The organism is Ferrimicrobium sp. (assembly GCF_027319265.1).
In the GTDB taxonomy this organism is placed as follows: Bacteria; Actinomycetota; Acidimicrobiia; order Acidimicrobiales; family Acidimicrobiaceae; genus Ferrimicrobium.
The window spans coordinates 30,374-51,024 of record NZ_DAHVNP010000030.1 but is presented as its reverse complement, the minus strand read 5'-3'; the positions used below and the strand labels follow the sequence as shown (position 1 = coordinate 51,024).

At 58.3% G+C, this 20,651-nt stretch carries 19 protein-coding genes; 6 read left to right on the top strand and 13 right to left on the bottom strand.

What is annotated here, in order from left to right; translation table 11 throughout:
- Positions 1 to 97: 97 nt before the first annotated feature.
- Positions 98 to 1,384 (bottom strand): DUF4115 domain-containing protein, encoded by a 1,287-nt coding sequence (locus M7439_RS04185; protein ID WP_298345227.1) that lies wholly within the window; start codon positions 1,382 to 1,384, stop codon positions 98 to 100.
- A gap of 123 nt (positions 1,385 to 1,507) precedes the next feature.
- Here M7439_RS04185 and M7439_RS04180 point away from each other — a divergent pair, with 123 nt between their 5' ends.
- On the top strand, positions 1,508 to 2,599 hold the full coding sequence (locus M7439_RS04180; protein ID WP_298345230.1) for a type IV pilus twitching motility protein PilT: 1,092 nt from the start codon (positions 1,508 to 1,510) through the stop codon (positions 2,597 to 2,599).
- 101 nt (positions 2,600 to 2,700) lie between these two features.
- Positions 2,701 to 3,252 (top strand): dTDP-4-dehydrorhamnose 3,5-epimerase family protein, encoded by a 552-nt coding sequence (locus tag M7439_RS04175; RefSeq protein WP_298345233.1) that lies wholly within the window; start codon positions 2,701 to 2,703, stop codon positions 3,250 to 3,252.
- Between the two features lie 488 nt (positions 3,253 to 3,740).
- Here M7439_RS04175 and M7439_RS04170 read toward each other — a convergent pair whose 3' ends face one another.
- Positions 3,741 to 5,384, bottom strand: a complete 1,644-nt coding sequence (locus M7439_RS04170; RefSeq protein ID WP_298345236.1) for a hypothetical protein — start codon at positions 5,382 to 5,384, stop codon at positions 3,741 to 3,743.
- Positions 5,381 to 5,977 (bottom strand): RNA polymerase sigma factor, encoded by a 597-nt coding sequence (locus tag M7439_RS04165; RefSeq protein WP_298345239.1) that lies wholly within the window; start codon positions 5,975 to 5,977, stop codon positions 5,381 to 5,383. The genes M7439_RS04170 and M7439_RS04165 overlap by 4 nt, the downstream gene beginning before the upstream one ends.
- Positions 5,978 to 6,160: 183 nt before the next feature.
- Here M7439_RS04165 and M7439_RS04160 point away from each other — a divergent pair, with 183 nt between their 5' ends.
- Complete coding sequence (locus M7439_RS04160; RefSeq protein ID WP_298345242.1) at positions 6,161 to 6,316, top strand: hypothetical protein; 156 nt, start codon at positions 6,161 to 6,163, stop codon at positions 6,314 to 6,316.
- Between the two features lie 324 nt (positions 6,317 to 6,640).
- Here the strand turns inward: M7439_RS04160 and M7439_RS04155 are convergent, their stop codons facing one another.
- From M7439_RS04155 to M7439_RS04145, 3 genes are all read right to left on the bottom strand, one after another.
- Positions 6,641 to 6,835 (bottom strand): hypothetical protein, encoded by a 195-nt coding sequence (locus M7439_RS04155; RefSeq protein WP_298345245.1) that lies wholly within the window; start codon positions 6,833 to 6,835, stop codon positions 6,641 to 6,643.
- Positions 6,836 to 7,033: 198 nt separating this feature from the next.
- Positions 7,034 to 7,540: a MaoC family dehydratase gene (locus M7439_RS04150; protein WP_298345247.1), complete on the bottom strand. Its 507-nt coding sequence runs from the start codon at positions 7,538 to 7,540 to the stop codon at positions 7,034 to 7,036.
- A 6-nt stretch (positions 7,541 to 7,546) separates the two neighbouring features.
- Positions 7,547 to 8,029 carry a hypothetical protein gene (locus M7439_RS04145; RefSeq protein ID WP_298345249.1) on the bottom strand — a complete coding sequence of 161 codons (483 nt, stop codon included), beginning with the start codon at positions 8,027 to 8,029 and terminating at the stop codon, positions 7,547 to 7,549.
- A gap of 63 nt (positions 8,030 to 8,092) precedes the next feature.
- Here M7439_RS04145 and M7439_RS04140 point away from each other — a divergent pair, with 63 nt between their 5' ends.
- A complete protein-coding gene (locus M7439_RS04140) occupies positions 8,093 to 8,752 on the top strand; it encodes a class I SAM-dependent methyltransferase (protein ID WP_298345252.1) in 660 nt (219 codons plus the stop codon).
- 46 nt (positions 8,753 to 8,798) lie between these two features.
- Here the strand turns inward: M7439_RS04140 and M7439_RS04135 are convergent, their stop codons facing one another.
- Positions 8,799 to 9,536: a CPBP family intramembrane glutamic endopeptidase gene (locus M7439_RS04135; RefSeq protein WP_298345255.1), complete on the bottom strand. Its 738-nt coding sequence runs from the start codon at positions 9,534 to 9,536 to the stop codon at positions 8,799 to 8,801.
- A 147-nt stretch (positions 9,537 to 9,683) separates the two neighbouring features.
- Between M7439_RS04135 and ftsH the strand changes: the two genes are divergently transcribed.
- Positions 9,684 to 11,654, top strand: coding sequence for an ATP-dependent zinc metalloprotease FtsH (gene ftsH, locus M7439_RS04130; RefSeq protein WP_298345258.1), 1,971 nt, complete (start codon positions 9,684 to 9,686; stop codon positions 11,652 to 11,654).
- Between the two features lie 14 nt (positions 11,655 to 11,668).
- Positions 11,669 to 12,487 carry a ChbG/HpnK family deacetylase gene (locus M7439_RS04125; RefSeq protein WP_298345262.1) on the top strand — a complete coding sequence of 273 codons (819 nt, stop codon included), beginning with the start codon at positions 11,669 to 11,671 and terminating at the stop codon, positions 12,485 to 12,487.
- 127 nt (positions 12,488 to 12,614) lie between these two features.
- Here M7439_RS04125 and M7439_RS04120 read toward each other — a convergent pair whose 3' ends face one another.
- The 6 genes from M7439_RS04120 to M7439_RS04095 all read right to left on the bottom strand — a co-directional run bounded on the left by M7439_RS04120 (position 12,615) and on the right by M7439_RS04095 (position 20,651).
- On the bottom strand, positions 12,615 to 13,439 hold the full coding sequence (locus M7439_RS04120; protein ID WP_298345265.1) for an inositol monophosphatase family protein: 825 nt from the start codon (positions 13,437 to 13,439) through the stop codon (positions 12,615 to 12,617).
- On the bottom strand, positions 13,440 to 13,841 hold the full coding sequence (locus M7439_RS04115; protein WP_298345267.1) for an SCP2 sterol-binding domain-containing protein: 402 nt from the start codon (positions 13,839 to 13,841) through the stop codon (positions 13,440 to 13,442).
- Position 13,842: 1 nt separating this feature from the next.
- Positions 13,843 to 14,691 (bottom strand): PIG-L family deacetylase, encoded by an 849-nt coding sequence (locus M7439_RS04110; protein ID WP_298345269.1) that lies wholly within the window; start codon positions 14,689 to 14,691, stop codon positions 13,843 to 13,845.
- Between the two features lie 88 nt (positions 14,692 to 14,779).
- Positions 14,780 to 16,078, bottom strand: a complete 1,299-nt coding sequence (locus tag M7439_RS04105) for an acyl-CoA dehydrogenase family protein (protein WP_298345270.1) — start codon at positions 16,076 to 16,078, stop codon at positions 14,780 to 14,782.
- A 77-nt stretch (positions 16,079 to 16,155) separates the two neighbouring features.
- Complete coding sequence (locus M7439_RS04100; protein WP_298345273.1) at positions 16,156 to 17,313, bottom strand: ABC transporter substrate-binding protein; 1,158 nt, start codon at positions 17,311 to 17,313, stop codon at positions 16,156 to 16,158.
- A gap of 116 nt (positions 17,314 to 17,429) precedes the next feature.
- Positions 17,430 to 20,651, bottom strand: coding sequence for an error-prone DNA polymerase (locus M7439_RS04095; protein ID WP_298345275.1), 3,222 nt, complete (start codon positions 20,649 to 20,651; stop codon positions 17,430 to 17,432).

The following is a 20,651-nucleotide window of genomic DNA, read 5'->3' as shown; positions in this document are numbered from 1 at the left end:
GGCTTTCCCGGTGCATGCTGGCTCTCCCGGCGCTCTCTCCATCCGCGCAGACGGCTTCGCAGGCATGACGCCCAGGGAACCCCGGTCTTGGCACCAATTACGCTGGCGACTGGCCAGAGGTCGCCACTAAGTTAAAAGCGTAGACCCCCGGCGGTGCCGAGAATGAGACCGGAACACCATTGACCTGCATCTGGAATTCATGTGCGTTGCCAACTTTAATCCACAACGACGGGGCCGTCGAGGAGATCGTATATGATCCACCCGCTGGCAACGTCTCGTCCCACAGGAGAGCACCGTTCGCAGAATCAGAGTCCGCGACCCAGCACGGTTGGCTTGCGCCGACGACGATCGTCTTAGCGCCTCCAGGTATGTCGTAGGTAGCGTAACTTGCATTAGAGCTCACCGGTGTGTAGCTCGTCGGCGTCGCCGACGAGGAATTCCCTGAGGATCCGTTGCCGCCCGTCGTTGATTTCGCTTGTTTGGTCGTCGAGGATGACCCGCCACTACCCGTCTTCTTTTTGGTCGATGATGCCGGATGAGAGCCGGTGGACGAGGTCTTTGAGGGTGTAGTGGTCTGCGTCCGGTTCGTACTCGAGGGTTGAACGACGGTAGCCGAGGTATTCCTACCAAGCACGAAGAAGCCTACGCCGAGCAGCACCGCAATCGCCCCGGCGCCTACTGCCATCGCTGACAACGGAACGCCCCTACGCCCACTGGAATAGACACGGTGCTGACCTCGAGCTCCAAACTCCCCTGTCGAGTCCTGCTCATCTGCCGGACCCTTGCCATCGACTTCGTCTCGGCCTATCGGTGCCTCTACCGTTGCCATGGACTGCGTGAGCAGCGATGGATCCACCTCTCCCGCAGCAATAAGCTCAGCCGTCAGCTCCGACTCCCCGGGGGCTGCACCGATGAGGCCTTCATCGCCAAAGACGAGCCCTGAATCGATAGTCTCACGCTCTTGAGCGGAGGTCAGGTCTTCACGATCGTCGGGCTCAAGAGAGGCGTCATGGACAACCGTAGCATCGCCCTCGCTTGATGAGTGAGTTCGCAAACGAGCCGTGTCGTAGTCTTCATCTGCAGCAGGGTCCTCTACAAGCGGTGGTTCGTCATCACTCGCGAGCGGAGAGGTGATGCGAATGAGGTCGGGATCGGTGAGATCATCGAGTTTGGAGAGATCCAGGCGCACCGGGCGAAGAGGTTCGACCTTGAAGGTGCGAACATCTCGATCAGCAACTGGTGCTTCAGCCACCTTTGAGATGGTCGCAAGCGTCTGGCGATGACCAGACATGGAACGACGCTCGCGGGTCGCATTCGATAGCCCAATCCGCGCTACAACCGCCAAGCCGATAAACGCAACTACAAAGACGATTACTACTTCCATGGGACACCTCGACGGTGAGAGACGACGCTTCTCCTCCAGTATAGACGTCGCGAAAATAGCCGCAGTTGTGCGGATTTAGGTACACCTTCAGCAATCGGTCCAATAGGTCGAAGATTGTCCAGTATGACCTATCACCCTCTTTTGGAGCGCTATCTAGACACCCTCCGCGAACAAGGTGGATCGGACCTGCATATCAAAGCCGACGCCCACGTTCGCGTTCGTATCAGTGGTCGGCTCCAAACGCTTACTAGCCTGCCCGTTCCGACGGCAGGTGACCTCTCGGCGATGATGGAGACGATCCTGCCCGAGACGGCGGCAGCGAGCTTCAAGAAGACTGGTGAGACAGACTTTGCCTATGTCGATACCCACGGCCGTCGCTACCGTGTGAACTGCTTTGTCTTCGGGCGGGCGGTCGGGTTTGCCTTTCGCTCCGTCAAGCCAGAGGCTCCTTCCTACACCGATCTCGGTCTCCCCGCCTCAATCGCCAACCTTGCGGCTATCGAACGCGGCCTCATCCTCGTCACAGGACCGACCGGGTCGGGCAAATCATCCACGCTCGCCGCCATCGTGAACGCTATCAACGTGACGCAGGCCAAGCACATCATCACCCTTGAGGATCCAATCGAGTTCACCCACCGCGACCAGCTGTCCTTTATCAACCAACGCGAGATCGGCTTTGATACTCGCACCTTCGCGTCCGCATTGCGGGCTTCCCTGCGCCAGGATCCCGACGTGATCTTGGTAGGAGAGATGCGGGATCTCGAGACCGTCGAGGCGGCCATGCAAGCGGCTGAGACCGGGCATCTTGTGCTGTCAACACTCCATACGCTCGGTGTTGCGGAGACGATCTCTCGTATCATCGACTTCTTCCCGCCCTATCAGCAACAACAGGCTCGGGTCTCCCTTGCGGACATCCTGGCGGGCGTCATCTCACAACGCCTTGTCGACGCAGTCGCTGGCACTACGCTGGTGGCTGCTTGCGAGATTCTTGTCACCAATGGGAGGGTCAAGCAGGCCATCCTTGAGCCTGACCGCGCGACCGATCTAAAGACCATCGTTGCTGAGGGAGCCTTCTACGGGATGATGACCTTCGATCAGGCGCTCGCCCAGCTGGTTACCGAGGGGAAAATCACTGCCGAGACCGCACTCGCCAACGCATCCAATAGTCACGATCTCGGTCTCATACTCAAGGATCTCGGTCTCACTGCCACCTGAGTCGGATCGACACAAACACGACGGCCTCAGCAAATGCGTGCCAGGCCATCGCCGGCTGATAGCCTGACCGTCAACAGAGCGCAAAGAAACGGCGGTTGCAAATGACAAAGCAAGATTCCAACGACGCGATTCAAGACGTCATCATCATCCAACCTGAGTCCCATTCAGATGCCCGTGGTACTTTCCAGGAGACCTACCGTCGCTCATGGTTCCCACTCGGTCGCGAGATGGTACAGAGTTCGCGTTCGGACAAGATTGCTGGATCACTGGTGGGGTTTCATTACCACCTCCACCAAGCCGACTACTGGTACATCGTCGACGGTGTCGCACAGGTTCTCCTCTACGACCTGCGTGCCTCCTCCACAACCTATGACCGCCTGATGAATCTAGAGATGGGAGAGACGAACCCTATCGGGGTCTTTATCCCTCCTGGAGTTGCTCACGGATTCGCGACGCTCACCGATATCACCTTGACGTACCTTGTGGACAGCTACTACAACCCCTCCGACGAACTCGGCATCCGCTGGGACGACCCACGCTTCCAAGACGCTTGGCGCATCTCAGACCCCGTCGTCTCAACCCGTGATCAGACGAATCCTCGGCTCTCCGAGATCGCCCCCCAGCATCGGCCGCAAGGGACACCAAGAACCTAACGATAGGCACCCTTCCGAGAGGCGTGTGAACGCACGCTCCATCGCTGGGTCTCGCCCGAGCCTACCGGTGGAGTGACCGCAAGTGTGTCAGGGACGGTCCCACCGGGTCGTACCTACCCATCTCGTTCCGACGTTCGCGCTGGAAGGCACCTCGAGCTAGCCACCAGCGGGTGCCCGCTGGGTTTCATCCGGTTCTGCGTCCTGAGTCTTCTTCGTGTGCTGAGTCTTCTTCGTGTGCTGAGAGATGCATCGACGCTGGGTGTAAGACCCTCCGTGACGCAGGCCAATCGGCACAGTCTCTCTGCCTCGGGTCAGCATTCACGCCTCTTGCCGTGCGCCAGCTGGCCCAGGTGAGGAATGCTTGGAATCGCCGTTGTGGATCCGGTCGTGCAACGCACTCCTCTCCTCCGCCGATCCAGCAGTCTCCCCCGCCCGCGCTCTAGGGACCAAACATCGAGTACACATGGCGATTGCCGGCAACGCCCGGATCATCCCAACCCCAGAGGTTGGTAGTGCGGAATAACCAAACGATAGATTGGACTGACGCTGGCGCCCTGGGCCGCCACCCCTGCGGCCAGACAGAGACTACTCGTTGGGCAACTGACGGCTCCGATACTCTGGTACGACTGCCCCTGTGGATTCGGTGCGCTTGCGGGTACATGAAAGATCACCTTTGACCAACTCTGACCCCCATTGACCGTTCCTAAGAGGACAGAGGAGCCAAAGTCAGTGACCTTAGCGATCTTTTGGGGCACCGACTCCGATCCCGATGCCCAGCACGCAGTCGTCGAGGAGCAGGCGAGCCCATCGATTTGCGGGCTAGGTACGTCGGAGGGCAAGGACTGCGGGTTCCAGGTCAAGCCACCATCCGTACTTGTCGCAAACGCGCTCACTACGCTGGTTCTGGCATTCGTACAGGTTCTTGCGCCCTGAAAGCTCCCGCTTTGGGTCGCCCAGTCTTCGGCGATCCGTGACTCAGTACGAGAGATTGCTCGTACCGATGGTGCGAGCGAAAACGAAGTAAGCGATGGTCCAACGGTGGGTATCCCGGCGCAGGTATTCGCATCGCGAATGGGAATCTCTCCACCAAGAACACAGTGGGTCGCATCGGTACAGACCAGAGGCGAAGACATCCTTTGGATGCCAAACCCAATAGGGATACTCCCCGGCGTCCACGTCTTACCACCATTGTTTGTCAACGCCGCCACCCCAGTGGGGAGCAGAGAGCCGCGTGTTCGGCTCGTCGCTCCAACCACCGTACAGCGTGTGGAGGAGACGCAGGCAAGTGCGACCATCGAATCCCCTGCCAGGATCGGGTGATCCACAAATTTCGCTCCCCCACCGGTCATAGCAAGAAATGTAGCTCCTATTGGACCATCATTTTGTCCAGTTGATGTCGCAACAAGTGCGTCACAGGCTCCGAGCGATGGACACGCGAGGACATCGATCGTGCCCAGCCCGCTCGGCACTGGTGTCATCGTAAAAGAATGTCCTCCGTCTGTCGTCGAGAGCAGGATCGGTTGCCCGTGATAGGTTCCACCGGCTGCGCACCAGCCCGCTCCCGAACAGGACAGCGCCGTCGTAGCGGCAAACCCTGTGGGCATAGGAAGAACTGCCCAGTTCGCACCCTGGTCGATCGTGACGTAAAGCGACTCGGAGAGCAGTGGCGATCCAAAAGCAGCGGACGAGTAGTTACCCGCCATCACGTAGCATCGCCCAGGAGTCGCGCAGGTGAGGTACCCCGGCGGTGGTCCATCCTCGTTCTGTTGCCAGGTCCCACTCATGACCGCATCGACAAGTTGCCAACTCCCATTACGACCGGAGCTCCCCGAGTCGAGTGCCTGGGCCTCGTGCCAGCCAGTGGTAATGGGATGGGTGAGTACACGAGCACCACCAAGACCTCGAATACCCACAAAGCCACCAACGAGTATCAGAACCACCACGAACACGACTGTGCGCCGACGCGACGGCCGCCCAGAGGAGGAAGGGCTGCTTTGGAGAGGTTCGGCCACCGCCTCGATCTCTTCATCCCCGATAATGGCTCCGAATAATTCCGCAAAGACGGGGTGCGTAACGGCTGCTTCGACGGCCCATTCATCGACCGGATCAAGCTGACTCAAGAACACTTTCATTGTGGTTTGTCTCCTCTGGTATCATTGGTGAATAGATCTGCTTCAGGTTTTCCTAATCCATTTGTACTGACATCGACTCGATGGTTATCCTCCGCCTCCGCCGCATGGATCGCCAGTTCAAGACGACGACGAGCACGATGAATCCGCGCCCTCGCTGCCCCAGCAGAGCACTCCAGTACCGTAGCAACCGCCGACGGTGCAAGTCCTTCCCAGGCCACCAACATCAGTACTTCTCGGTCATCCTGAGGGAGTCTCGCTAAGCACATCAGGGCGACCAGACGCTCTTCGTCACGTGCGACGTCCCACCATGCGGTTTCAGGCACCTGCTGCGCAATCCGCCCCACGAGCTGCGAACGCCGCCTACGACTGCGACCGTTGTTGCGAACGACATTGTGAGCTATGCCATAGAGCCACAGGAGTGCCGCGTCGCCAGCAGGGGCCTGCTCCAATCTTCGCCAAGCCACGGTGAATGTCTCCGCCAAGACATCCGCGGCGTCTTCAGTTGAAGGGACGCGTCGCAGCGCGTAGGCAAGTATTTTGGCTCGTGTTGAGCGGTACAACGCGTCAAAACGTTCCTTCCGCTCCTCTATCATCGATACCCCCTACGTGGTCATTAGGTTCTCTATCTCTTATGTCCAGATGGCGCCGTGTGTTACTGCCACCACTCACCAATCTCGTCGACCCGCCCTCTCGATCGACATCACCTCTCGTTCGCAATCGCATCCGAGTGAGCACCCTTCTGCGGAGAATCCCGATGGACATGACATGACAAGGTTATGGCACACTCATTCCACGACACCGTTCCCACGATGGATATTGCACCCCCCGTCATGTTCTGGGGGCAAAGAGATGACACCCGCCATCTATCGGTCTACTGGCTGGCATCGAAGGACACGGTTACACTCGGACACCAGGCCAATATTGCCGGTTGATCATCGCTAAAGACTGTACCGGGAGTTGTTCAGTATGGCAAGTGTTTGGTGCGGAGTTGCTTCGTAGGGCGTCCAACCGCCCCTCATCTCGCCAATGACACAAAGATTTCCTTCAAAGGAGCCCCCTTCTCAACAACAGCATCGATACACGACAGAGGAGGGTGGACTGCCGTCAGGACCCTTCTCGCAAAGGGCCGAAAGGTAGAGCAATTCGAAGGACTCCTCTTCCAATGGCGACCCTGGCGTCGACCAGATGTATGGGATGCCTTGCTAATGGGTTACAAAGATCATGAGCCACAAAGAGCTCACGATGTTCCGAGCTTGCTAAGCCTCAAAGACCTGCTGCACGCAAGCGAGAATTTCTTCATCGCCACCAAGCTCAGGACAGACCTGCAAGGTGCATGAGTACACGCGCTTCACGAGCATCGGTCCAACTGCAGGGAACATGCCAACAGCCGTCTCATCCCAAAACCCGAGTGTCGCAACCCTACGATTGCCGGCCAAGATCACGTTCGTCAATACCGGTGCGTTGTGAGAGAGGAGAGGCCACGTGACAGAGAGGGGGAGGTCTAGGTCAGCGGCTCATCTCCTCTCAGAACAACATCGTCTCGCGCCCTCAAACCTTGAGAAAATAATGGAATTCTGCCATACTCAAGGAGGCGCAATGCCGGAAGCGATGGCGACTAGCCAAGACCGTCCGACGAGACGACCAGCGCCCTAACGAGGTTCAGAGTAGGGGAATTTACGCACGGGCACCGAATCCTTGCGCCAAACCATCACCTTGCGACGGAAGTACACCACCTCGTCTCCATCCTGGTTATAGCCAAAGGTCTCGACCGTCACGATACCGCGATCAGGCTTCGATTTTGAGGGTTCAGCCGCGAGCACCCGCGACTGGGCATAGATCGTATCGCCGTGGAAGGTGGGTTTACGATGAATTAGCGACTCAACTTCGAGGTTCGCGATAGCAGAACCGGAGATATCCGGAACGCTCATTCCCAAGACAATCGAGTAGACAAGGTTCCCCACGACAACATTCCTTCGGTGCACCGTCGAGTGCTCAGCAAAGTACGCATCGGTATGCAGGGGGTGATGATTCATGGTGATCATACAAAAGAGATGGTCGTCCGCCTCGGTGATGGTCTTGCCAGGCCAATGCCGATAGACATCACCGACGACGAAATCTTCGAACGCTCGACCAAAGGGTCGGTCACTCACGCCCATGGAGGGTTAGTCCTCAGAGATTGGACGCGGGGCCTCACTTGGCTCCCCGCCTTCAGCAACGTCGCCCTGTGGAAGCGCCATCGTGGAGAAGGTTGCGTTCCAGTCCGGCTGGGATTCACCATCGATGGTCAGTACCCAGCGATAGCGACCACCTGGTGGTAGCGGCAGTGGACCAAGGTTGATGGCAAGATTGACCGGTATGTCACTGCCCAGAGGTACCCCTTGCGGTGTTCCGATCTGAAAATCACCCCGCACTTCAACCGGCTGTGGACCCTCTGGTGTCTCCACCGTGATGGCACCGCCATCATTATCCTGTAGAAACAACTCCCAGTGATGTGCCTCAGGAGCCTCGCTCCACCCAACATCAACCTTCATCGCAATCGCCATCGGCGACATGCCTGGGCCGGTCACCGACCACCCGCCGCCGAGGAGAAAGAGCTTACCTTCACTGACCTGCGCAGAATCGCAGAGTATTAACGTTGCATTCACGACCCATAACGCTAGCGTAGAAATGTGGGAGATCGCCACCTTATACCGACAAAATCCAATTGTATGGAGACAAATACCGGTGATGACAGTAGCGACCCCTACGCGCAAGCCACCGATCATCTGCTCGATCTCCTCGTGAGCTTGAACCCGCACCTGGTCGCCGATGTGGGATGCGGTGATGCAGGTGTCACCTTCGACGTTGCCCAAGCGCTCCCCTCCGACACCATCCTCTACGCCATTGACCATGATCCAACCGTTTTCGACCCACCGTTTAACGAGCACACAAAGGTGCACTGCACCGTCACGACTCTCGTCCAGGAGGTGAACGAGCTCACACTACCGACCGAGGTTGATGTGATATTTAGCCGCTTCCTACTCCTCAACCTCCCAGCACCTCTCGCAGCCGTAGAGAGGATGCGACACTGGGTGCGACCAGGTGGCCATCTCGTCTTGATGGAGCCGATTACGTCAACCGGAAGAGTCGAGGGTCACCCGCTCAGCGTTGGTACCGACGAGATAGCGAACCCAGACATCGGCCTGCGCCTGTACGAACTGCTCACGAATGTGGGAGTCAACGAGCCCAGCATCGCCGCTTTCACCCCAGTGGGTCTGGGTGAATCGCTGGCGGGACGCTATCTCGCAGCCATGACCGGCGTTGACCCAGACCCAACTTCGTTTGTTTCGCTTCCCACGCTCGTGCTGGCGTGGGGCCAGGTTCAGTGACCGTGATCAACCTGACGCATGACATCTGCGCTCGTGCACGAGCGCATCAATGTACGTGCACGAGCGCAAGCAGTGCCACCAGGTTGAAGGTTGCATGGGCGATGATCGACGTACCGAGTCGCTTCGTCCGCCACATGAGGCCTCCGAACACACAGCCGACGGCAAAGAGGCCAGCGAACTGCAATGGTTCGAAGTGCGCAAGTGCAAAAAGTAAGGCGCTACCCAGGATGGCCAGCGTTGCCCGAAGCACTGGTCCAAATCGCCCCAACCGGTCACGGAGTACCGCCAAGGTGAGTCCACGAAAAAAAATCTCCTCACACACGGGTGCCCCAATCACCAGCACAAAGGCGATCACGATGAGCCCATCGCCATGACCAATGCCAACGATGGACTGTGCAGGCTTCGATAGGGACCGTGAGAGTGAGGGATTGATCGCCTCAAAGGGCAAGTAGAGCAGGGGGACGATCACCAACTGGGAGACGACACCAGCAACCACCCCAACCGGCAGGTCAATGAGTGGTCGAAAATGCCATCCAATCAACGCCAAAAAGGGCTCACGCCAGTAGGTATGCGCGGCGAAAGCCGCGCCACCCACAAAGAAGACCCACAGCCCAACTTCGTCCATGAGCAACAAGAATGGGGTCAGGCGAGAGAGAGTAGCCGGTCCTGAGAAGTGGGAGACCGAGATTCCAATTGAGAGAAAAATCGTGCTCGACACCAACGCCAAGCCGAGGACGACCGGAGGAAACCAGAGTGGAGCTGGTCGACCCTTTGTCACCTCCACGCATCGCTCCTTCCTCACGCATTCCACCGAAGCTGCCACGCCAAAGACTCTCGGGTGTCTCAACCTGAGGAATAGCCACCGACATGCACTACGAGACTTGGCGCACTAGGTTTCTCAATTGGCGCCAAACCGCCTAGCATAGTAGCAATGAGCCGCACTCCTCAAAATATGCGACCCGGTAACAGCGGTCAACAACAAGGCAACGATCGCCGTGCGCGAATAACCTTTGGGCTCCTGATCGGGCTCGTGGTCGTCGTTCTTCTCGTGTCTCTTTTCAATCATGGACCGACCGCCAAGACACTGACCTACAGTCAGTTTCTCTCGAATGTGAGTTCCCATCACATCAAAACTGCCCTGATTGACAACTCGTCTGGGCAGATTACGGGTACCTTGACAAACGGCAAGAGTTACAGCCTCTATGGGCCACTCCCCGCCTTTCAGAGCGAGATCACTGCGCTGAAGAAGGCTGGTGTCAGCTACAACTTCCAGACAACAACTCCCAGCATTCTTGGCACCATCATTGAGTATGCGATCCTGATCGGCGGCTTCGCCCTCGTGTGGATATTCATCAGCCGCCGGACCCAGGGTTCGATGTCGGGGATTATGTCGATCGGACGGTCAAAGGCGCGCGTCTACTCTCCTGAACGCCCGCGCACGACCTTTGATGACATCGCTGGCTATCAAGGAGTGAAGGGAGAGGTGAAGGAGATCGTCGAGTTTCTCAGCGACCCCACTCGTTTCACCAACCTCGGCGCACGTATCCCCAAGGGCATCCTGCTTGTTGGACCTCCTGGCACTGGCAAGACACTGCTCGCAAGGGCCGTGGCCGGTGAGGCTGGTGTGCCGTTTATGTCCGTCAGTGGCTCAGATTTTATGGAGATGTTCGTAGGTGTCGGGGCTAGCCGCGTTCGCGACCTCTTCCAAACCGCCCGCAAGCAAGCGCCCTCTATTATCTTCATCGATGAGATTGACTCCATCGGTCGTAAGCGCGGCACCGGCCTCGGGGGAGGGCACGACGAGCGTGAACAGACCTTGAATCAGATGCTCTCCGAGATGGACGGCTTCGACCCAGCGGAGGGGATCGTCGTGATGGCGGCAACCAACCGTCCTGATATTCTCGATCCCGCACTGTTACGCCCTGGTCGCTTCGACCGGCAGGTGGTGGTGCCACTCCCCGACCTCGACGAGCGGACAGCAATTCTTGAGGTACATACCCGATCCAAGAAGCTCGCCGACGATGTCGACCTGACCGTCGTCGCGCGCGGCACCCCAGGTATGAGCGGTGCTGATCTTGCCAATCTCGTCAATGAGGCGGCTTTGAGTGCGGTCCGCCGCAGCTCTTCCGAGATCGACATGGAAGACTTCGAGTATTCGCGTGATCGCGTCCTCATGGGACAGCGGCGAGAGTCGACCATCCTCTCAGACGAAGAGAAAGAACGTGTCGCCTTTCACGAAGGTGGGCATGCAGTGCTCGCCTACGTACTCCAGTACTCGGATCCTGTACACAAGGTGACGATCCTCCCAACCGGCATGGCACTGGGTGTAACTCAACAGCTACCGCTTGAGGAGCGCCATCTGTACCCGAAAGAGTACATTGAGGACTCGCTGGTTGTTCGTATGGGTGGACGTGTTGCAGAACTCCTGGTGTACGGGGACCTCTCCACGGGTGCGAGCAATGATCTTCAAGGAAATACCGAACTCGCGCGAAGGATGGTGCGCGAATGGGGCATGAGCGAACGGATCGGCCCGATGGCTTGGGGCTCGCAAAACGTCGTCTTCCTAGGTGAAGACCTGCTGCACTCATCGGACTACTCCGATCGAACCGCCAGGCTGGTGGATGAGGAGGTGGAGCGCATCCTCCGTGAGCAAGAGGAGCGAGCTTCGAAGATACTCAAGACCCATCTCCCGGGCCTCGTCAACGTCGCAAATGCACTCCTCGAACGCGAAACGATCTCCGGTGCCGACGTCGCTGAATTGGTTGACAAGGCCTTTGGCAAGCCTGTGCACCCTGAGGGCAAAAAGAACGCCTCAATCGCCAAACTTGAGGACTTTCGCCCAACGGCTGGACTTGCAATCGCTGAAAACGCCAACCACTCCACCGTCACTCCCAACGACTAAAGGAGAGCCCTTCGGTGGCCAAACGACTCATTCTGGTTGCCGATAGTCTCGGCGTGACTGAGGCGACGACCTCAGCCGGGTTCCTCGCAATGAAGAGTGGTTTTGCCACCAGCGGACGGCTCAACGTCGTCGGCGCCTGGGCTCGCGAAGTGGTCAAGCGTTACCGGGGTGAGGATCTTGGCGTAGAGCTCGTGCTGACATCGCCTCACCCGATCCTTGGCTATCGTCCGCTCACCTATGCACCGACACTCATGGGAGGCGATGGAACGTTCCCTACGACCGTCGAAGACCTGCTTGAACATGCCGACGCAGTAGAGGTTTACCATGAGTTGCGCGCCCAACTTGAGCGCGCCATCCTCTGGGGCATCAGCGTCTCGCACCTGGCGGTCCTTCAGGACTCCATCTGGCCCAGAGCCGATCTTGCTGATGTCCTCTTCGGTCTGGCCGAAGAGTTCTGCATTCCCCTCCGCCTGACCCCGGCGTGCGACGAAAATCATCTCGGCTATGATGCCTATACATTGGCTCGTCAGCGCGGGATTAGGACCATCGACAGGATCCTTGTGACCCCCCGCGACGAGATCACCTCGTTCACACGACTTCTCAACTTCTTGGAGGGTGAACTTGGCACCCAGACCGTCGGCGTCACGGAAGTATCAGTGACTTTTGGTACCGATACCCCCGAGCTCCAAACCTACGGGACGAGGACGATCCTTCTCATTGACCCAGAAGAGCTACCGCAAGAGACCACCAAACTCACCCGGCTCCTCGCCAAGTTCGCTATCACCCAAGACGGGTATCGCAAGACAGAACCGTACCTACACCACACCACCTGAGCTGGCCTCATGACAGAGGTTGGGAGCACCCATCACAAGCGAACCCTGGAGCAAAAACTTTCACCAGTGATGATCGGCACGGTCATAGCGCTCCATCGATGACGATACCGACGTCGATAGGACGCCCTCAGGAGTCATCGACGACATTGTGACTCGGGCAACCTTGCCCGTATGGCTCCGCCCGGAGTGCCGCTCGTCGGAGCCCCAACAAGCGCTGCGTGAGGGCCTCTTCCCGGCTGACGACCAGGCCAACCCCTTCCGGCTGCGCCTGATAGAGGGAGCCGTCCCCCATGCGTGCCGAAGCGCCCCAGACGGTCGCGGCGTAAGCTCCCGGGACGTGATCCCACGGTAAAACCCGTTCATAGATGAGAAAGTCGACGGTACCGCTCACCAGCTCGAGATAGTCGCTCCCTGCACAACCAGAACCCTCGAGGATATCGAAGTCGTCGCTCAACGCACCCACGAACCGTTCGGCGACAGCGCTGGGTAGAAATCGCGAGGAGACCATTCCTCGACTTCGTGCCCGTCGCGCTGCGGATTGACTCGGTTGATCAACAACCATCACGCTCGACGAGTCAGCGATGAGTGCTGGGCCATTATGCAGCCGAATGCAGCTCAGAGATGGCGACCCATCCATCACAAGGCCCACCATGGTAGCGATTGGTCCCACACCAGTCACATAGTTCGCGGTACCATCGATTGGGTCGATCACCCATACCGGCCCATGCCCGATCCAACTGGGCCACATGCGATCGCGCGTTGCCCACTCCTCCCCAAGGATTCGACACCCAGGGATGAGAGGCTCAAGCCGCGCCTTCATCATGGACTCGATGGCGACATCCCGCTCAGTCACCCACTCGCCAGAGGATTTTTCCCACGGTGACGAGTCGATCCCGCTAGTCTCTTCGATCGTCGCATCGACAAGTGTAAGGACCAGCCAAGGATCGAGCAACTAGGATCCGATGCGGTCGAAATCCGTACGGCGGGCAAGTTCGCGCTCGAGTTCCTGATACTCGTTCGAACCGGTGATCGGGAGTAACGTCATCAGCAGATCGAGATCTCCGTCAACCCGTAACTTGCCCTCCATAAACGCGCTCGTTGCATCCGTCAAACCCGTCTGCATGCTACGTGCATCCTCGAGCGAGACGGAGAGTTCCACATCAGGAGCGACGTGTTCACCGAGTCCGGCGGCGGCGAGCTGGCCATCTCGAATCGTCCAGTAGTAGGCGTACTCGGTGCCGTGGGTATCGGTCAGGAAGTACTGAAGCGTCGCCGATACCCCTGCCTGATACGGCATCACTGCGCCAAGCTCGAGAGTATCCGCAATCCATCCCTCTGAGAGCCATGCAGCCATCTCAGTCCCCCTCTAATCCAGCAAAGAGGTCCTGCTCACTATAGCCTTCCGGCGCGCCGACAAGATGGTACTCCTCGTAGGGATAGACATCAGCGAGTTCCTCAGGGGAGAGCGCAAACCAGAATGGCGAATTCGGATCCACCTGGGTCTCATGGGCCAGCAAGGCCCGAGGACCCACACCGATGGTCTCTCTCACGTCGATACGAGTGGTCACAAGATCATCATCACCCGCACGTTCTGTCATACGGAAAGGAAGCTCGATCCCCTTCGCAGCGATAGCCTTGCCCAGCGCCTCGAAACGAGCACGCACCCAAAGCGACCAATACCACTTTGCGACCCGGTGTGCCGGTCCGAGTTCAGGGGCGAAGTCTGGATCACCCGCCCAATCACGGGCGACCTTTGCTACCTCGTAGACACGCAGGTGATCGGGATGCGGATACCCGTCCTGTCGTTCTCCATAACTGATCATCACCTGAGGCCGCTCCCGTCGAAGAATTGCGACCAGAGGCCGCACCGCCGTCTCCAGTGAGACCGCACCAAAGCAGTTCACATGGCCATTGGCCTCACTACCAGGCATGCCTGAGTCACGAAAACCGAGCAGTTCAACCTGCTCATAGCCGATGATCTCAGCAGACCGTGCCAGCTCCTTCATCCTCAGCTCTGGCAACTCGCCTGGGTCCCGCTCCTTAAAGGCTGGATTCAGGTACTCGCCCTCCTCGCCGCCAGTGGCGGTGACCAGCACCGCACGAACACCCAGCTGGGCGTACTTCGCGATGGTAGCAGCACCCTTGGATGCTTCATCATCGGGGTGGGCATGAACGCTCACAATCGTCCGCGGGTCTCTCGACACATCTCCTCCATCGATCTCACATCTTGTGCTCTCAATAGGCTAACTGCCAAAGGCAAACGACAGGACCGAATGCGATCGCCCTACTCGCTCAACGGTCGATGCTTAACAGCTCAAGCTGGGCCGCAAAGTGTTCTTTGGCCGCCGCGCGCCGGGTGGCGATGAGTTCAGTGGGTTCTTCGACAGGCTCGTAATCACGCAGTATCTGGCGAGCGACCGTCATGCGGTGCACCTCATCGGGACCATCATAGATGCGGGCTGCCCGTGCGGCACGGTACATCTGTTCCAGCGGAAGGTCGGAGGAGAACCCTAGACCACCGTGGACTTGGATCGCGCGATCGATCACGTTGTAGAGTACCTGGGCCCCAAAGTACTTGATCATCGAGATCTCCTTGCGGGCTGCCTTCTGTCCCTTCAGATCGATTAACCACGCCGCCTGCAGGGTCATTAAACGAGCAGCCGACATCTCAGCAGCCGAATCGGCGATCCAGTTTTGCACCGTCTGTTTGGCAGCGAGTGGCTCGCCAAAAACCTCCCTGGAGACAGCTCGCTCACACATCATCGCAAAGGCCCGGCGTGACTGCCCAAGCCATCGCATGCAGTGGTGGATCCGACCAGGACCGAGCCGACTCTGAGCGAGGGCGAATCCCATCCCTTCATGTCCAATGAGATGATCAAGGGGCACACGAACATCCTCGTAAATAATCTCCGCGTGATTGCCGTAGGAGCCTGGGCGCACGACAGGATCTTCCATCGTGGGTATATCGCGCACCACACGTACCCCGGGCGTCCCCTTCGGGACGAGTAACATCGACATGCCCTGGCGAGCAGGTACATCAGGAATCGTCCGGACCATCACAATGAGAAAATCTGCCACCGATCCATTCGTGGTATACCACTTATGCCCGTTGATGACCCACTCATCACCGTCCCTCAACGCCGTCGCGCTAATGCGCGTCGGGTCGGCACCTGCATCGGGCTCAGTCATCGAAAACCCGCTCGCGAGTTCACCGCGTAAGAGGGGTTCAAGATAGCGCTCGCGTTGGAACTCGGCACCGTTTGCCTCGATACCAAGAGCGAGAAGTTCAGCATTTCCCGAGTCGGGAGCGTTGTTGCCAAAGACGAGCGGGGCAATTGGTGACATCCCCAGAATCTCATTCATCAGTCCGAGTTTGACCTGACCAAAACCTTGACCACCAAGGCTTGGCGGTAGATGAGCAGCAAAAAGTCCACGCTCCTTCACCTGCTCCTGCAAAGGTTTGATGATCTGCTTTAGTCTTGGAGTAGCAAGATCGAGTGTTTCGAGCGGGAAAATCTCGTCTCGGACCAACTGCTCGATCCATGCCAGTTGCGCTGCAAATGCGGGTTCAGTAGCAAAGTCCCACGCCATCATCGCCTCCTTCTCTCACGCCTGCACCGACTCTAGCACCACTCAGGTCGACTCAGAGGATCAGGCAAACCGCCGGCCTAGAAGCTCGGGGGTGATGCCATGCTCGGCGGTGTCAGCGTTACTCGGGCGCCATCAACGTATACGGGGTGCGCAGTTCCCGTCAACACGCCTCCTTGAAATCCCGAAGTCGCGCTCCACGGGCCCAAGGCTGGTATGGCCGGGCTGAAGCGGTGTTGAGCCAAGCTCGTCAATATCGCACGGCGACTTGGATTGAGTCCGACTGAACGGAGAAGTTCTACCGACATCGTGGCGCTGTAGATACCGTTGAGAGTCGCAGAGTTTAGGGGGACTTCTGGGCCGAGGAGATGATCGACCCTGGTCAGATACCCACTCCATGCCGCATCAAGGGCTCCTTGAGGCACCCAAGTTCCAAGGCGGAGGAGATCGCCATGAAACGTTGGTGCTCCGGCACGCAACCGTTGACGTGATGTAGAGTTCTCGACGGCGATCACCGTCGGCGCCTCATTCAAGCTGCTGAGCTCTGCGAGCAGTTTGATCGTCACCGGCGCTGGAGCAAAGCTTATCACGAGGTCCGGGACCGTTTTGGTGAGCTGCGTCAGCCCTTGCACTTGTCCACTCGTGGTATAGGTGAGCTGTTCCGGTGCCGTCTTGACGCCAAGATCACGAGCGATCGTTGGGATACCGGTTGGCGAGAGGACGGCGATAGCCCCATTAGCTAAATCGAGATAGTTCAAAAGCGTCCCAAGATTCGAGGCGGAGGTAGTGATCGGAGGAACGGTATTGACGGTATTCGCCCCCGTCGCCTGTCCAATCGGATAGAGCTGAAGGATGCCCGAATTCGAGGCCTGGGCCGAGATAGGATTCAGCACCGAAGAGGGACTATCACCTATCAGGGCAAAAGCGCCAACCGTCATGCTCAAATACCGTGTCTCGTCAGCCGCAATCGCGGTCTGTCCCGCGTCATCTTTCACAACAACGCTCAACTGGCGGCCATAAATACCGTGGTGTTCATCAAAAAGTCGAAGGACTGCACGAATGCCAGCCACCTCATCAGAGGCATACTGATGAGATACCCCATCGGTGTCGACCTCGCTCGCAAACAGCACGCTCGAAGCGGTAATCCCTGGGGCCGAGGCAAGCGGTGTCGTCAGGCTTGTCGTCCGACTTCCACAACTCGCCAGTACGAGACCACCCAAGGCGACCACTAATGACATACTGATCGTCTGGTATCGCATCGGCCACTACCCTAGCACGTCTTCATCCGCCTTTGGTTCCACCTCACTTAAGGTCGTAGCCGTGATCTGCGCCACGATCCCTATCGGAGCTACCGTTATTGAAAATTACGCGCTCCATATACGGGAGTGCCGTCAAGAGGTGTCACTTTGGAGGCGATCACCGACCGCACCTCCCCGTTGCACTGCAACCTCCCTGTCACGAGCACAGCAGATGCAAGAGCTGCTTCGCGAAAACGGACCCAGACGCCAGGGCGTAGGAGAACATTCACTAATCCAGCCTCATCCTCAAGATTGAGGAAGACGACACCCTTTGCCGTACCCGGACGCTGTCGATGGGTAATGATGCCCGCCACCGTTACCTTGGTTCCATCGCCCAACTCTCCTAGTCGGTCGGAGCGCACAACGCCGGATCGTTCTAGTGAGGTGCGGAGCAACTCCAGTGGATGCCCATCGGTCACGAATCCTAGAGCATGAGACTCCATGCGCTGTCGCTCCTTCTCATCGAGGGGCGGGAAAGGAGGTTGTGTGCCCATCGCCACAATGCCCGAGAGTCCCCCCCGATCCCGCACCACCTCACCACTCTGCCAGATCACCGTATGACGATGTTCACCAAAGCTGTCGAATGCCCCTGCTTTGGCGAGATTGACCAGCTGAGACTCGTTGAGTTCGACGCGGTCGAGAAGCGCCCGCCAAGCGTCGTACGGTCTGGCCCCGATGATGGCGTGAGCCTTCTCGTCTCCAATGCCACGGATGGTGTTGAGTCCCACTCGAAGCCGGATCTCACCGTCATGAGCCTCCAAGGTGGTGATAGCTGACCCGTGGTTGACATCAGGAGGCATAATCTCAACCCCATGACGAGTGGCGTCACGCAGCAAGGTCTGCGGAGACCAGAACCCCATCGGCTGCGAACGCAAGATACCTGCATACAACGCTGCCGGGTAATGGAGTTTAAACCACGCACTGACATAGACAAGGTAGGCAAAGGAGGCAGCATGACTCTCCGGGAACCCAAAGTTTGCAAAGGCAGAGAGCTTCTGGTAGATCTCCTCCTTTGCCCGGTCATCGACCCCGTTGGCCTCCATACCAGCAAAAAGACGCCTTTTGAGTCGCTCCATGCGCTCCGTTGACCGTCGAGAACTCATCGCCTGTCGCAGTTCGTCAGCCTGTGCTGGCGAGAACCCAGCAACATCCATCGCCATCTGCATGAGTTGTTCTTGAAAGAGTGGCACCCCGAGGGTCTTGGCGAGCGATCGTTCGAGCAGTGGATGCGCGTACGTCACCGCCTCCTCCCCGCTCCGGCGTCGGAGGTAGGGATGGACCGACCCTCCCTGGATTGGTCCCGGGCGAATGAGTGCGACCTCGACGACAAGATCATAAAAACAGGTCGGCTTCAACCGTGGCAATGTCGCCATCTGCGCCCGCGACTCCACCTGAAAAAGACCGATCGAGTCAGCGTGCTGCAACATCTCGTAGACCTGCTCTTCCTGAGGCAAAAGTGCAATGTCGACGGTAACACCCCAGGCCTCCTTGACCAGGTCGACCATCTCATGGATCGCGCCCAGCATCCCGAGGCCAAGGAGATCGAACTTGACGAGTCCCATCCGTGCGCAGTCGTCCTTGTCCCATTGCAGCACACTTCGTTCTGCCTTACGCGCCCACTCAACGGGACAAACCTCAATGATCGGTCGATCACAGATCACCATCCCCCCCACATGAAGACCAAGGTGTCGGGGTGCATCTTCGAGACCGAGTGCGATCTGAGCGATATCCGTAGGAACTTCCAGCAGCGGATGTCCACGATGATCGCGCGCCTCCAGTGAAGCACGCAGTGAACCGCGCCGTTCGATCTGGCGAGACCATCGGTCGATCTGCGTGGTAGGCACACCGTAGACGCGTGCGCTATCGCGGAGCACCGAACGAGCCCGGTAGGTGATCAGGCTGGCGACTTGAGCGGCGTGTTCCCTGCCATAGCGACGAAAGACATACTGCAACACCTCCTCGCGTCGCCCGCTCTCGATATCGATATCGATATCCGGAGGACCATCGCGCTCAGGAGAGAGAAAACGTTCAAAGAGCAGACCAAGGGCGACCGGGTCAGCGTTGGTAATCCCGAGGGCGTAACAGACGGCGGAGTTCGCTGCCGATCCCCGACCCTGGCAGTAGATCCCTTCTCTGCGGCAGAAATCGACCAGATCGGTCACCACAAGGAAGTAGCCAGCAAAACCCAATGCCTCGATGATATCAAGCTCGTAGCCGAGCTGACGATAGGCTCCTGGAACCCGTTCAGCACCCGCGACTCCATAACGCTGTGGCGCTCGCTCAAAAGTGAGGTTGCGGAGCCAGGAGCTATCCGTCGCACCCGCAGGAGCAAGCGAGCGAGGCAGACCCGGAGCGATGAGCTGCAGCGGGAAACGACAGCGTTCCATCACCTCCAACGTCTGGGCTACGACACCCGGATAACGTCCAAAATGTTGTCGCTGCTCCTTGGGGGTGCGCAGTCGCGGTACCCCCGCACTCGGCAGGTATCCATCGAGTTGCGCAAGCCGAGAGTTTGACCTGATCGCAGCCGCAACCGTCGCTAATCGCTGGCCATGGCCATCGAGAGCGTGCACATTTTGCGTACCGACGAGCGGTAACGCCCGCTCAGTCGCAAGTGCGGCGAAGAAATCCGCTCGGACCGCATCCAATGGATCGCCATGATCGTGGATCTCAATCACCAACGCATCACGGCCGAAACGCTCCTCCAATTCACTCAATCGACGTCGAGTCGCGTTGGGACCTTCCTCCATGAAGGCACGCGAGAGGGGACCTTTACGACATCCAGTTAATACAATCCAGCCATCCCGTGGTTGGTTGGCGGCCAACTGATCGAGAGACAACGAAAAGACGCCCTTCGATCCTCCCCGAAGATGTCCTTCAGCAAGCGTTCGAGAGAGTGCTTGATACCCCTCAATCGAGGCTGCAAGGACCACGAGATGCTCTCCGGGTGGATCGAATGCGCCGGTACGCGTCTCTGCTCTACCGAGGGTTACTTCAGCCCCGATAATCGGTTGAATCCCGACGGAGTGAGCAGCCGCCAAAAAGCGAGGGACCCCGTAGAGACCGTTGTGGTCGGTCAGCGCAATCCCAGCGAGACCTGCATGGCTCGCCGCGGCGACAAGATCCTCGGGTGAGACGACACCGTCGAGGAAGCTAAAGTAGCTATGCGCATGGAGTTCTGCGTAACCCGACACCGGAGGGTCGGATGCCGTATACCCCGATCGTACACTATCGACGTCTTGAACGCGCCAGATCGGTCGCTGTCGGTGGCGAGGCAT